At 69.8% G+C, this 13,244-nt stretch carries 11 protein-coding genes and 1 pseudogene; 2 read left to right on the top strand and 10 right to left on the bottom strand.

Annotated features, from left to right (window positions below; translation table 11 throughout):
* From AB0305_RS20860 to AB0305_RS20825, 8 genes and pseudogenes are all read right to left on the bottom strand, one after another.
* Positions 1-460, bottom strand: a pseudogene (locus AB0305_RS20860) (shikimate dehydrogenase); the annotation flags it as partial.
* A complete protein-coding gene (mltG, locus tag AB0305_RS20855) occupies positions 457-2,196 on the bottom strand; it encodes an endolytic transglycosylase MltG (RefSeq protein WP_364135495.1) in 1,740 nt (579 codons plus the stop codon). The gene mltG and the pseudogene AB0305_RS20860, both read right to left, overlap by 4 nt.
* Positions 2,177-2,791 (bottom strand): Holliday junction resolvase RuvX, encoded by a 615-nt coding sequence (ruvX, locus tag AB0305_RS20850; protein ID WP_364135492.1) that lies wholly within the window; start codon positions 2,789-2,791, stop codon positions 2,177-2,179. The genes mltG and ruvX overlap by 20 nt, the downstream gene beginning before the upstream one ends.
* Before the next feature lie 9 nt (positions 2,792-2,800).
* Entirely contained in the window at positions 2,801-5,479 is a 2,679-nt protein-coding gene (alaS, locus tag AB0305_RS20845; RefSeq protein WP_364135489.1) for an alanine--tRNA ligase, read from the bottom strand.
* An 87-nt stretch (positions 5,480-5,566) separates the two neighbouring features.
* Entirely contained in the window at positions 5,567-5,812 is a 246-nt protein-coding gene (locus AB0305_RS20840; RefSeq protein ID WP_290257736.1) for a DUF6167 family protein, read from the bottom strand.
* A gap of 30 nt (positions 5,813-5,842) precedes the next feature.
* Complete coding sequence (locus AB0305_RS20835; RefSeq protein WP_290257735.1) at positions 5,843-6,217, bottom strand: DUF948 domain-containing protein; 375 nt, start codon at positions 6,215-6,217, stop codon at positions 5,843-5,845.
* 142 nt (positions 6,218-6,359) lie between these two features.
* Positions 6,360-6,986, bottom strand: coding sequence for a 30S ribosomal protein S4 (rpsD, locus tag AB0305_RS20830; RefSeq protein WP_290257734.1), 627 nt, complete (start codon positions 6,984-6,986; stop codon positions 6,360-6,362).
* Positions 6,987-7,174: 188 nt separating this feature from the next.
* Positions 7,175-8,641 (bottom strand): replication-associated recombination protein A, encoded by a 1,467-nt coding sequence (locus AB0305_RS20825; protein WP_364135485.1) that lies wholly within the window; start codon positions 8,639-8,641, stop codon positions 7,175-7,177.
* Positions 8,642-8,733: 92 nt separating this feature from the next.
* On the opposite strand from AB0305_RS20825, the gene AB0305_RS20820 reads away from it, so the two are divergent.
* Positions 8,734-9,381, top strand: coding sequence for an acVLRF1 family peptidyl-tRNA hydrolase (locus AB0305_RS20820; protein WP_364135482.1), 648 nt, complete (start codon positions 8,734-8,736; stop codon positions 9,379-9,381).
* Between the two features lie 155 nt (positions 9,382-9,536).
* On the opposite strand, the gene AB0305_RS20815 is transcribed toward AB0305_RS20820, so the two are convergent.
* Positions 9,537-10,346, bottom strand: a complete 810-nt coding sequence (locus tag AB0305_RS20815; protein ID WP_364135479.1) for a GNAT family N-acetyltransferase — start codon at positions 10,344-10,346, stop codon at positions 9,537-9,539.
* Between the two features lie 105 nt (positions 10,347-10,451).
* Positions 10,452-12,248 (bottom strand): aspartate--tRNA ligase, encoded by a 1,797-nt coding sequence (gene aspS / locus AB0305_RS20810; RefSeq protein ID WP_364135476.1) that lies wholly within the window; start codon positions 12,246-12,248, stop codon positions 10,452-10,454.
* Between the two features lie 96 nt (positions 12,249-12,344).
* Between aspS and AB0305_RS20805 the strand changes: the two genes are divergently transcribed.
* The coding region (locus tag AB0305_RS20805) for an APC family permease (protein WP_366173898.1) at positions 12,345-13,244 on the top strand (900 nt) is incomplete at its 3' end.

Here is a 13,244-nt window from a genome sequence, read left to right as displayed (position 1 = left end):
CGAAAACCGTGGCGGAAGCGGTGCCGAGGTCGCGCAGGGCGGCGACGGCGGCCGCGGCGGTTCCGCCCCCGCCCAGCACGGCGGCGGTCGGCGCATCCGGGGCGCCGGCGTAGCGGAGGGCGTTGACGATGCCGGCGACGTCGGTGTTGTACCCGACGAGGCGCGGACCTGCGGGCCCGGGCTCGAGTGCGACGGTGTTGACCACGCCGAGGGTCTCCCCCACGCCGCGGACCTCGTCCACGGCCGCGGCCATGGCGGCCTTCAGCGGCATCGTCACCGAGAGCCCCCGCCAACTGTCCTCAGCGCGGACCGTCGACAGGAACCCGGGCAGGGCGTCGACGGTGACATCGATCGCCTCGTAGCCGATGTCCACGCCGAGTGCCGCGTAGGCGGCCCGGTGCAAGGCCGGGGACTTCGAATGCCCGATGGGGTGGCCGAGGACGGCCGCCCGTCCGGTCACACGCAACGGTTCGGGTTGGCGCTGCACCAGGCATTGTACTTAGCCACGTTGACGTTGTGCTCCGCCAGCGTCTTGGCGAACAGGGTCTCCTTGGTGTCCAGGTTGACCGTCACCCAGTAGAGGTAGTCGTTCGTCTTCGGCTTGGCGGCGGCGTCGATGGCGGTCTTGCCCGGCGAGCCGATCGGACCGGCGGGCAGGCCCTGGTTGGCGTAGGTGTTGTACGGGTTCGACTTGTCCGCCTTCTGCGCCTCATCGATGTGGAAGCTGCGGATGCCCAGGCCGTAGGTGACTGTGGCGTCGGACTGGATCAGGCCGCCGGTCTCCGTGTTGTTGGGCTTGAGGCGGTTGTAGATGGCGCCGGCGACGTCACCGTACTCGGCCTGGCCGCCCTCGGCCTGGACGATGCTGGCGACGGTCAGGACGTCGTACTGCTTGGCCGGGTCGGTGATGCCCTGGGCCTTCAGCTCGTCCAGGGTGCTGCCGACCAGTTTCGTCAGGACGTCCTTGGCTGAGGTGCCCAGCGGGAAGCGGTATTCGCCGGGGAACAGGAAGCCCTCAAGGTTCTTGGCCTTCGCGGGAACGCCGAACTGTGCCGGGGAGTCGCTGAGCGCCTTGAGCTCGGGGACCGGCACGCCGGTGCCTTCGGAGATGGCCTGCAGGGATTCGTTGATGCGCATGCCGGCGCTGAGGGCGAAGTACATGACCTTGCCGCTGCCCTTGTTCAGCAGGATGTTGACGGCATCGGTGTTGTTCATTTCCTTGCGCATGCTGAAGGTGCCCGGGGTGAGGGCTCCGCCGGCAGCCACGAAGGCCTTGACGAAGTTGTCCGGGTTGGCGATGACCTGCTTGGCCTGCAGGTCCGCGGCCACGGACTTGGGGCCTGCGCCGGCCGGCACGGTGATGGTGACCTCGCCGGTGCCGGGGCCCGGGTAGTCCGCAACCGTGTTGCCGCCGAGCAGCGGCTTGATGAACTGGGCGCCGACGACGATTGCGACGACGAAGACGGCGAGGGTCAGGACCAGGGCCAGGAAGCGGCGGCGGCGCCGGACCTTCTTGGACGGGCCCTTGGCGACGGGGATGCCCGCGGCGCCGATCAGGTCGCGGCCGTGCTCCTCTTCGTCGTGGTGGTCTTCGAGGGGGTGCCCGGCGTAGGCCGCGCCCTCATGGTGGTCGTCGAGGTGCTCGTCGTAGTACGCGGCGCCGTCGGCGGGGTGGCCGTACTGCAGGGCGTCGGCACGGCGGAGGGTTTCCTCACGGGAGAGACCCCCGGCGTATTCGTGGACGGGCTCCTGGGCCGCGTCGTGCAGCTCGTGGGCCGGCTCCTCGTGGGCGGCCTCTGCGAAGGCGGGGGCAGCGTAGCCAGCCTCGTGGTGCGCCTCTTCGGCGGGCACAGGCTCGACATGGACGGGCTGCTGGGCCGGTTCGTGCACGGGCACCTGGTCGGTGTGCGCGTCGTGGACCGGCGCTTCGTGGACCGGTTCCTCCTGCACGGGCTCGGCGTATGCGGGCTCCTGGTGCACGGGTTCCTGGACCGGTTCGTGCGCGGGTTCCTGATGGGACGGCGCCTCGGGGGCGGCCTGCTCCTCCTGGCCCGTGACATAGGCCTGCGGCGGGACGACTTCGTGGTTCTGGGTGGCCAGGAACTTCTCCTGGGCCCGGATTTCCTTGCGCGTCAGCGGGCGGTCTGCGCCGCCAGTGGCAAAACCAGAGGACTCGTCATTGTTGACCGGGCTCACTGTAGCCTTCCATTTCGGGCAGAATGCGTTGTGCAGAATGCGCGTTTAAGTCCGGGGCGGCCTGAGCGCCGCCACCGGTCGGCCCCGGCTGCGGGTCCGCGCTGACGCGGCGACCCACTTCCGTCCCCCTGGCCTTTTGCATATCGATTGCGTGTTGCAGTATCCCTGCGGCCGCAACCTGATCAACCACTTTACGATGGTCGCGGCTGCTCATGCCAGCTTGGTGCAGGTCCCGGTGCGCTGAAACGGTGCTCAGTCGCTCGTCAACCAGCCAGACGGGAATGTCGGCGTCGGCCGCCCGCAGGGTACTGACCAGTAGCTTTGCATAGTCGGAAGCCATTGTCGCGGAGGCGTGCTCCTCCCCCTTCATGGTGCGGGGCAGGCCGACAAAAATTTCCACGACGTCCCGCTCCAGCGCCTCCCGGACCAGGATCCTGACGTCGGAAGCTTTCTTGGCGTCACGCTTGAGCGTCCGGAGCGGGGTTGCGAGGATGCCGTCAGGGTCACACACGGCCACCCCCACGCGCACGGTGCCGACGTCTACCCCGAGCTTCACGCCCCGGAGGTAGCCGCCGGGCACCATAGCGTCAACCATCCGCGGCCTTTAGCGCTTGGTGATGGCGTCGACGACGGCGGTCAGGGCTGCCCCGACCTTGCTAACGTCGGTGCCGCCGCCCTGGGCGACGTCGTCCTTGCCGCCGCCGCCACCGCCGAGGATGCCGGCGGCCAGGCGGACCAGCGCGCCGGCCTTGACGCCGGCCTCACGGGCGGCCTCATTGGTGGCCACCAGGATCACCGGGCGGTCGTTGCTGACGCCGGCCACCGCGACGGCCGCGGCGTCGGAGCCGAGACGGGTGCGCAGGTCCAGGGCCAGGCCGCGCAGGTCTTCCGCGCCACCGATCTGGCCGGCGTCGTGGGCGATGACCTTGACGCCCGAGGCGTCCTTGGCGGTGCCCACCAGTTGCGCGGCGGCGGCGGTGAGCTGCTCCTTGCGGAGACGCTCGAGTTCCTTCTCGGTGGCCTTGAGCTTGGCGAGGGTGCCGGCGATGCGCTCGGTGAGCAGGCCTGAGGGCACCTTGAGCATGTCGGTGAGCTCGGTGACCAGGGCGCGTTCGGCGGCCAAGTGCCGGAAGGCGTCCATGCCGACGAAGGCCTCGACGCGGCGGTTGCCCGAGCCGACGGACTGCTCACCCAGCAGCGACAGGCTGCCGATGAGTGAGGTGTTGGACACGTGCGTGCCGCCGCAGAGCTCGCGGGACCAGGCGCCGTCGATCTCCACGACGCGGACCTCGTTGCCGTAGTTCTCGCCGAAGAGCGCCATGGCGCCGAGTGCCTTCGCCTCGGCCAGGCCCATGATCTTGGTCTCAACCTGGTAGTTGTTGCGGATGGCGATGTTGGCGACCTCTTCGATCTCCGAGCGGGTGGCCGTGCTCAGGCCCTCGCCCCAGGAGAAGTCGAAGCGGAGGTAGCCGGCCTTGTTGAAGGAGCCGCGCTGCAGCGCCTCCGGCCCGAGGATCTGGTGCAGGGCGGCGTGCACGATGTGCGTGCCCGTGTGTGCCTGCTCGGCTGCGTGCCGGCGTTCGCGGTCGACGGCGGCGAGGACGCGGGCGTCGGCGCCGATTTCACCCTCGCGGACGATCGCCTTGTGGACGCTGAGGCCCTTGATGGGGCGCTGCACGTCCAGGACCTCGACGACGAAGCCGTCGCCGGTGATCAGACCGGTGTCGGCGGCCTGGCCGCCGGCCTCGGCGTAGAACGGGGTCTCGGCCAGGACGAGTTCAATCTCCTCGCCGGTGGCGGCGTGGCCCACCTTGCGGCCGTTGGCGAGGATGCCGCGGACCGTGGACTCGCCGGCGAGCTCGGTGTAGCCGGTGAAGACGGTCTCACCCGCGGTCAAAAGCTCCTGGAAGGCGCTCATGTCCGCGTAGGCGCCCTTCTTGCCCTTGGCGTCGGCCTGGGCGCGCTGGCGCTGTTCCAGCATGAGCTTGCGGAACTCGGGCTCGTCGACCTTGAGGCCGGCCTCCTCGGCCATTTCCAGGGTCAGGTCGATCGGGAAGCCGTAGGTGTCGTGCAGGGTGAAGGCGTCGGCGCCGGAGAGCGGGCGGCCGGCGGACTTGGATTCCTTGACCGCGTCCTCCAGCCGGGCGGTGCCGGAGGCGATGGTGCGCAGAAATGCCTTCTCCTCGGCGTAGGCGATCCGGCTGATCCGGTCGAAGTCGGTCTCCACGATCGGGTAGACGCCCTTCATGGCGTCGCGGGAGGCCGGGAGCAGCTCGGGCAGGCAGGCCTTCTCGACGCCCAGCAGGCGCATGGAGCGGACGGCGCGGCGGATCAGGCGGCGCAGCACGTAGCCGCGGCCCTCGTTGGAGGGGGTGACGCCGTCGGCGATCAGCATCAGGGCCGACCGGATGTGGTCGGCGACGACGCGCATGCGGACGTCGTCGGTGTGGTGCGGGTCCTCGGGGGTTTCGGCGGAGGTGTACGCCTTGCCGGAGAGCTCGGCGGCCTTGTCGATGACGGGACGGACCTGGTCCGTCTCGTACATGTTCTCGACGCCCTGCAGGATCATCGCGAGGCGCTCCATGCCGAGGCCGGTGTCGATGTTCTTCTTGGGCAGTTCGCCGGTGATGTCGAAGTCCACCTTGGAGCGGACGTTGTCGATCTGGTACTGCATGAAGACGAGGTTCCAGATCTCGATGTAGCGGGTCTCGTCGGCCAGCGGACCGCCCTCGATGCCGTAGGCGGGGCCGCGGTCGTAGTAGATCTCTGAGCAGGGGCCGGCGGGGCCGGGCTGGCCGGTGGACCAGTAGTTGTCCGACTTGCCCATCCGCTGGATTCGCTCGGCCGGGACGCCGGTGTTCTTCAGCCAGAGTTCCTTGGCCTCGTCGTCCTCTTCGTAGACGGTGACCCAGAGGCGCTCCGGCGGCAGGCCGTAGCCGCCGTCGTCGACGCTGGTGGTCAGCAGCTCCCAGGCAAACTTGATGGCGTCTTCCTTGAAGTAGTCGCCGAAGGAGAAGTTGCCGCACATCTGGAAGAAGGTGCCGTGGCGGGCGGTCTTGCCCACCTCTTCGATGTCGCCGGTGCGGATGCACTTCTGGATGCTGGTGGCACGCGGGTAGGGCGGCTCCTCACGGGCGGTGAGGTACGGGATGAACGGGACCATGCCGGCCACCGTGAACAGCAGGGAGGGGTCGCTGGAGACCAGGGAGGCGGAGGGCACGGCGGTGTGTCCCTTGCTGACAAAAAAATCGATCCAGCGCTTGGTGATCTCCTGCGACTTCATAACCTGGTTACTAACCCTTCAATAATTCTTTACAACGTAGGTGGCGACGCACCGGTGGCATCGGGTGGTTCGGGGGTGGCGGGCGGCCTAGCGGCGCAGCGCGTCCCGGGCGGGAGCGGCGGCGTCGTCTACTCCCAGCGCTGAACGCAGTTCGCTCTCGCGGTCGCGCATGCCGGTGCGGACGGCGTCGGCGAAGTCGTAGACGCTGTCGGCCAGGCGGCCCACGGCGCGGTTCATGCCTTCGGGGCCCAGCGCGGTCTGCGCCTGGGTGATTTTACGGAAGGCGATGACGCCGACGGCGACGCCGATGCCCATCCAGAGAATCCTGTTCATGTCAGCTTCTTTCAGCGGGAGCGGGCCGGGTCAGCGGCTGCGGCGGCCGGAGGAGGGCTTCTTGCGCGCGGAGAACGCCGAGCGCACGCCGTAGCTGAAGGCGGCGACCTTGATCAGCGGCGAACCCACGGTGGCCGCGACCAGGGAGGACAGGGCGGAGAGGTTCGCGGAGGCGTCGGAGACGTTGGCGGCGATCCCGTCAACCTTCTTCAGCTGCTGGTTGGTGGTGGAGACGGTGGCGGTGACCTCATCCATGAGCGGGGTGGCGCCGTCGCTGAGCGAGCGGATGGTGCTGCGCACCTCGTCGAACACTCCCCCGAGCTTCAGGATCGGCACGGCGAGCAGCAGGACCAGGAGTGCAAACACCCCGGCCGCGATCAGGCCGGCAATATCGCCACCAGTCATAGACGTTCATCTCCTTGAAACTCCGTGGATTACTGCGGGGCCGCTCCGCCATAATGCGTGGCCGCGGACTCCCTCAAGTACCTTACCTACAAAGAAGCCCGCGGCGCTTGCCACGGGCTTCTTTGTAGGTCTCGCGTTGGATCTAGCGTGCGTAGAATTCCACGACGAGCTGCTCTTCGCAGGTCACGGGGATTTCGGAGCGCTTCGGGCGGCGAACCAGGCGTGCCTGCAGGGACTCGAGCTTGACGTCCAGGTAGGCGGGAACCATCGGCAGGACATCGCGGTGCGCGCCTGCTGCTGCCACCTGGAACGGAGGCATGGTTTCGCTGCGGCTGTGGACGTGGACCAGCTGGCCCTCGCCGACGCGGAACGACGGGCGGTCAACGCGGACGCCGTCGACCATGATGTGGCGGTGCACAACCATCTGGCGGGCCTGGGCGATCGTGCGGGCGAAGCCGGCACGCAGCACGAGGGCGTCGAGACGCATTTCGAGCAGCTCGATCAGGTTTTCACCGGTCAGGCCCTTGGTGCGGCGTGCTTCTTCGAAGGCACGGGTCATCTGGGCTTCACGGATGCCGTACTGGGCGCGCAGACGCTGCTTTTCACGCAGCCGAACGGCGTAGTCGGAGTCCTGCTTCTTGCGGGCACGGCCATGCTCACCGGGGCCGTACGGGCGGCGCTCCATGTACTTGGCGGCCTTGGGGGTCAGAGCAATGCCGAGTGCGCGCGAGAGGCGTGCGGTACGGCGAGCACGAGTGTTGTTAGCCACTTGTGTCCTTCCAATATCTGCGGTGTGTCAGTGTTACTGGCCTCCACGATGGAGAGCATCGGCCAACCGCTGCCTTTTGCTACTGGGCGCAGAGCCAACCCGCAGAGCATCATGACAGCCGAAACTGCCGCGAGTTCAGAGGATTATGCGTCCGTGCCTTGCCAGACAACGTTCAAGACTATCACGGCTCAGCCGCCGCGGATGATCTTCCTCAGCCGTTCCAGCCGGGTGGAGATGTCCCGTTCGGCGCCGTTGGCGGTGGGCTGGTAGTAGTTGCGGCCCACCAGGTCATCCGGCGGGTACTGCTGGGTGGCGACGGCGTGCGGGGCGTCGTGGGCGTACTTGTACCCCTTGCCGTGGCCCAGCTGTTTGGAGCCCGGGTAGTGGGCGTCGCGCAGGTGCGCGGGGATGCCGTTGCCCATCCCGGCCCGCACATCGGCGATCGCCTGGTTGATGCCGAGGTAGGCGGCGTTGGACTTGGGCGCGGTGGCCAGGTGCACCACGGCCTCGGCCAGGATGATCCGCCCTTCCGGCATGCCGATCAGCTGCACCGCTTGGGCGGCGGCGACGGCGGTCTGCAGGGCGGTGGGGTCGGCCATGCCCACGTCCTCCGCGGCGGAGATCACGATGCGGCGGGCCACGAAACGGGGGTCCTCGCCGGCCTCCAGCATCCGGGCCAGGTAGTGCAGGGATGCGTCCACGTCGGAGCCACGGATGGATTTGATGAAGGCGCTGGCGACGTCGTAGTGCTGGTCCCCGGCGCGGTCGTAGCGGACCGAGGCGACGTCCAGGGCGCGTTCGGTGTGCTTGAGCTCGATACTGACGGGCTTGCCGTCGGCCGGGGCGCCGTCGACGTCGTCCGCGTCGCCGAACGCGACGCCGGCGGCCGCCTCCAGCGCGGTCAGGGCACGGCGTGCGTCGCCGCCGGAGAGCCGGACGAGGTGCCCCAGGGCCTCCCCCTCCAGGGACACCGAGCCGCCCAGGCCGCGGGGGTCCTCGACGGCGCGCAGCAGCAGGCCCTCGATGTCCGCGTCGGTGAGGGGCTTGAGGGTCAGCAGCAGGGAGCGCGAGAGCAACGGCGAAACCACCGAGAAGGACGGGTTCTCCGTGGTGGCGGCCACCAGGACCACCCAGCGGTTCTCGACGCCGGGCAGCAGCGCGTCCTGCTGGGCCTTGTTGAAGCGGTGGATCTCGTCCAGGAACAGCACCGTGGTGGTCTTGTAGAGGTCCCGGGCGGTCAGCGCCTCGTCCATCACGCGGCGGACGTCCTTGACCCCCGCGGTGATGGCGGAGAGCTCAACGAATTTGCGCCCCGGGCCCTTGGCGATCACGTGGGCCAGGGTGGTCTTGCCGGTGCCGGGAGGGCCCCAGAGGATCAGCGAGCTGGGGCCGGCCGGTCCGGTGGCGTTGCTGCCGGCCGCGAGCTGCCGCAGCGGGGAGCCGTGGCCCAGGAGGTGCTGCTGGCCCACGACGTCGTCCAGGGTCCGGGGACGCATGCGGACGGCCAGCGGACTGCGCGGGGCGGCTCGGCCGGAGCCGTGGGACGAGTGGCCGCGCGCGGAGTCGCCGTCGCCGGACTCATCGCCGAAGTCGTCGGCGTCGGGGTCGTTGTTCGCGGACGCCTTGTCCTGCCCTGCACCAAAGAGATCATCCACATAGATAGGCTACTTCTAGTTCCGGACGGTCCCCGCACGGCCGCCGGCCGACCTTACGCACCCCGCCCGACCGCTTCCAAGGGAGATCCGCCATGCCCAGCCCCGAGTCCCGCGTGGCCCGCGTCCCCGGGGAGCGGCTGGCCGGCTGGGTGGAGCGCTTCGCGGCCAGTCACGGACATCTTGAGGAATTCGACACCGACGACGGGTTGCTCCTGCGCGCCGCCGACGGTGCCGAGGCGCTCCTGCAGGCACCGTGGCCGGCGGACGGGCGCCCGGGCCGCGGCGACGACGCGCTGACCCGGCTGGCGAGTCTGGCAGCGCAACCCCGGCAGCTGGGCCTGGTGCTGGTGCGCCGCGGCGGTTATTCGGTGGCCGTCGTTGCGGAGGGACGGGTGCTGGCCTCGAAGACCGGCACCCGGCACGTGCAGTCGCGCACGGCCGCCGGCGGCTGGTCGCAGCAGCGCTTCGCCCGGCGCCGGTCCAACCAGGCCGACGCCCTGGTGGAGGCAGTTGCGGCACACGCGGCCCGGATCTTCGCCGAGCACCGCATCGAGTACCTGGTTCCCGGCGGCGACCGGACCCTAGCGGACCTGGTACTCGCCGAGCCGGTCCTGAAGCGCTACGCTCCGCTGGCCCGGCTGGCCTTGCTGGATGTTCCGGATCCGCGGGCGGCCGTGCTGAAGAAGGCCGCCGCCGACACGTGTGCCGTGCGGATCCAGGTCACCGACCCGCCGTCGTAGGTACCCCGCCGCGGATGCTCGCCCCACCCTCCAGCGCCTCCTGCTCCCCGTCCCGCGCCCGCTTCGACGGTTCCCTGCCGAATCGATGCTGCTGACCGTCTAGTGCGCAGGGAACCGTCGAAACGGACCGTGGCCGCGTACTGCTCGGCTGGAACTCAGCAGCCGGTCGGGGCGCGGCGGGGGCGGTCCTGACGGTAAAGGTAGCTGCCGGCCACGGAGAACCCGGCCCGGGCGTAGAGTTCCCGCGCGCCGGTGTTGGCCGCCGTCACCAGCAGCCAGCACTCCCGTCGGCCCCGGGCCTCCGCCTCGCGCAGGAGGGTCCGCAGCACCCGCCCGGCATAGCCGCTGCGCCGGGCATCCGGCCTGGTGGCCATCCCGTAGATCCCGGCCGCCGTGGCCGCGTCGGGGTCGTCGGCGGGCAGCGCCAGGCGTCCGACGGCCGCGGGCTCCCCGTGCTCGTCCCGCACCAGCGCGTACAGCGACGGGCAGCCCTCCAGGATCGCCCGGGCCACCGGCAGGTTCTCCACCCCGCCCCTGCCGTCGACGCTCCACCAGAGCCGCAACCATTCCTCCGAGGCGTGGTCCAACACCTCCACCTCCGACGCCGCAGCAGCCTCCGAACCTCCGTCGCCCGCAGTGCCACTATGCTCGCGGGTCAGGATCAGCGTCTCGGACTGCCGGGTGAAGCCCTCGGCGTCCAGGACGGCGTTCAGCGGCGCATACCCGGGCCCCTCAAACACCTGGAAGATCAACGGCAGGCGGCGCTCACGGTACCAGCGCCGCGCCTCGGCCAGGCTCCGGCGCAGCGCCTCCGGGTCCTCCCCCGGCTCACGGGGCCAGACGGAATTGGCCCGCTGGGTCACGCCGGAGGCGGCGCGCAACACCCAGCCGTCGGCCTCGTCCCGTTGGGCGGCCGGCCACGCGGCGTCCATCAGCCGCTCGAGCCGCGGCAATAGCTCCGGCATCAACGGTCTCCTCCCGGCGGCATCACTGCCAGCCCTCAGTCCACTGAAAAAGCAGCAGCGGCTCCCCGGTGTCCCGGGAAACCGCTGCTGCCAGCACCTAACAAGCTACTTGGCGCTGTCGCTCTTCGGGGCCTCGACCTTCTTGGCCTCGGGCTTGAAGTCGACCCCGGCCTCCTTGCGCTGCTGGGCCGTGATCGGCGCCGGCGCGGCGGTCAGCGGGTCGTAGCCGTTGCCGGTCTTCGGGAAGGCGATGACGTCGCGGATGGACTCCACGCCGGATAGCAGAGCCACCACGCGGTCCCAGCCGAACGCGATGCCGCCGTGCGGGGGCGCGCCGAACTTGAAGCCCTCGAGCAGGAAGCCGAACTTCTCCTGCGCGTCCTCGTGCGAGAGGCCCATGACCTTGAAGACGCGCTCCTGCACGTCGCCCTGGTGGATACGGATCGAGCCGCCGCCGATTTCGTTGCCGTTGCAGACGATGTCGTAGGCGTAGGCCAGCGCCGTCTCCGGGTCGGTGTCGAAGGTGTCCATGAATTCGGGCTTGGGCGAGGTGAACGCGTGGTGCACGGCGGTCCACTGGCCGCCGCCGACGGCGACGTCACCGGAGGCGACGGCGGCCGCGGCCGGCTCGAACATCGGGGCGTCGACCACCCAGCAGAAGGCCCAGTCGGCCGGGTTGATCAGGCCGGTGCGGTGGCCGATCTCCACGCGGGCCGCGCCGAGCAGTGCCCGGGACGGGGTCTTCTCGCCGGCGGCGAAGAAGATGCAGTCGCCCGGCTTGGCGCCGACGGCGTCGGCCAGGCCGGCGCGCTCGGTCTCGTTGAGGTTCTTGGCCACCGGGCCTGCCAGCTCGCCGTCTTCCTTGAACAGGACGTAGGCCAGGCCCTTGGCGCCGCGCTGCTTGGCCCATTCCTGCCAGCCGTCCAGGGTGCGGCGCGGCTGGGAGGCCCCGCCGGGCATGACGACCGCGCCGACGTAGGGGGCCTTGAAGACGCCGAAGCTGGTGTCCTTGAAGAACTCGGTCAGTTCGGTGAGCTCCTGGCCGAAGCGCAGGTCCGGCTTGTCCGAGCCGTAACGGGCCATCGCGTCGTTGTAGGTGATGCGCTGGATGGGCGTCGGGATCTCGACGTCGATCAGCTTCCAGAGCGCCTTCACGATGCCCTCGCCGAGGCTGATGATGTCTTCCTGCTCGACGAAGCTGGCCTCGATGTCCAGCTGGGTGAATTCCGGCTGCCGGTCCGCGCGGAAGTCCTCGTCACGGTAGCAGCGGGCGATCTGGTAATACTTCTCGAAGCCACCGACCTGCAGCAGCTGCTTGAACAGCTGCGGCGACTGCGGCAGCGCGTACCAGGAGCCGGGCGCCAGGCGGGCGGGGACCACGAAGTCGCGGGCGCCTTCAGGCGTCGAACGGGTCAGCGTCGGAGTTTCGATCTCCACGAAGCCTTCACCGTGCAGCAGCTCGCGGGCCACCCGGTTCGCTTCGGAGCGCAGGCGCAGGTTCCGGGCGGGGCCGGGGCGGCGGAGGTCCAGGTAGCGGTGCTTCAGGCGGGCTTCCTCGCCGACCTCGACGTGCTCGTCGATCTGGAACGGCAGCGGCTCGGAGGTGTTCAGGACGGTGACCGTCTCGGCAATGACCTCGATCTCGCCGGTGGCCAGCGCCGGGTTCTCATTGCCCTCGGGGCGCTGGGAAACGGTGCCCGTAACCTGCAGGACGTACTCGTTGCGCAGGCCGTGGAAGACCTCTTCCTCACGGACGACGACCTGGGCGACGCCGGACGCGTCGCGCAGGTCCACGAATGCGACACCACCGTGGTCACGACGCCGGCCGACCCAGCCGGCGAGGGTTACGGTTTGTCCAATGTGCTCGGAGCGAAGGGATCCGAGGTCGTGTGTGCGCAGCACAGCTCGCCTTTCAGAAGGAAAACAGGGTGGTATTAAATGGGACCGCTACGGGAACGGTCCCGTCCGAGTTTACCCGTTGGAGAGGCCACCCCCGCCATGGCGCAAGCAATCCCCGGACCCGCCCCGCTGCAGCGCCGGCTGGGCGTGGTCGATTCGACGGCGATCGGGCTGGGGTCGATGCTCGGCGCCGGCGTCTTCGTCGTCTTCTCCCCGGCCGCGGCCCTGGCCGGTCCCTGGCTGCTCGTGGCGGTTGCGGTGGCCGGTGTGGTGGCCTACTGCAACGCGGTGGCCTCTGCCCAGCTGGCGGCCCGGTACCCGTCCAGCGGCGGCACCTATGTGTACGGCCGGCAGCGGCTGGGTGAATGGCCGGGCTTCTTGGCCGGCTGGGGGTTCGTGACCGGGAAGACGGCGTCCTGCGCGGCGATGGCCCTGACCTTCGGGCACTACGTGGCGCCGGGACTCGCGACGCCGCTGGCGGTGGCCGCCGTCGTCGTCCTGACCGGCGTGAACCTGCTGGGCATCACCCGCACCGCCCTGGTGACCAAGATCCTGCTGGCAGTTGTGCTGGCCACCCTGGCGCTGGTTGCCGTCGCGGCGGCCGCCGGGCCGCACGCCGGCGGCTTCACGGTCATCGACGCCGGCGGGGGCCTCGGGGACGACTCCGCCTGGGGAGTGCTACCCGCGGCGGGGCTGATCTTCTTCGCGTTCGCCGGGTACGCCCGGATCGCGACCCTGGGCGAGGAGGTCAAGGATCCCGCCACGACCATTCCGCGTGCCATCCTCGGCGCGCTGGGCGGCGCGTTCGTGATCTACCTCGGCCTCGCCGCGCTGCTGCAGTGGCAGCTTCCGGCCGGGCAGCTGGCCCGCTCGACGGCGCCGCTGCTGGACGCCGTCGCCGCCTCGCCGCTGCACGGCTTCGCGCCGGTGGTGCAGTTCGGCTCCGCCGCGGCGTGCCTGGGCGCGCTGCTTGCCCTGATCACCGGCGTCGGCCGGACC

The sequence above is a fragment of the Arthrobacter sp. NPDC080086 genome, assembly GCF_040702285.1.
This window is presented reverse-complemented; position numbering and strand designations above follow the sequence as displayed.

What these genes read in the sequence shown, in the direction of transcription:
- ruvX (WP_364135492.1), bottom strand. Translation starts at nt 2,791, where the DNA reads ATGGTTGACGCTATGGTGCCCGGCGGCTACCTCCGGGGCGTGAAGCTC.
- alaS (WP_364135489.1), bottom strand. Translation starts at nt 5,479, where the DNA reads ATGAAGTCGCAGGAGATCACCAAGCGCTGGATCGATTTTTTTGTCAGC.
- AB0305_RS20840 (WP_290257736.1), bottom strand. Translation starts at nt 5,812, where the DNA reads ATGAACAGGATTCTCTGGATGGGCATCGGCGTCGCCGTCGGCGTCATC.
- AB0305_RS20835 (WP_290257735.1), bottom strand. Translation starts at nt 6,217, where the DNA reads ATGACTGGTGGCGATATTGCCGGCCTGATCGCGGCCGGGGTGTTTGCA.
- AB0305_RS20820 (WP_364135482.1), top strand. Translation starts at nt 8,734, where the DNA reads ATGCCCAGCCCCGAGTCCCGCGTGGCCCGCGTCCCCGGGGAGCGGCTG.
- AB0305_RS20815 (WP_364135479.1), bottom strand. Translation starts at nt 10,346, where the DNA reads ATGCCGGAGCTATTGCCGCGGCTCGAGCGGCTGATGGACGCCGCGTGG.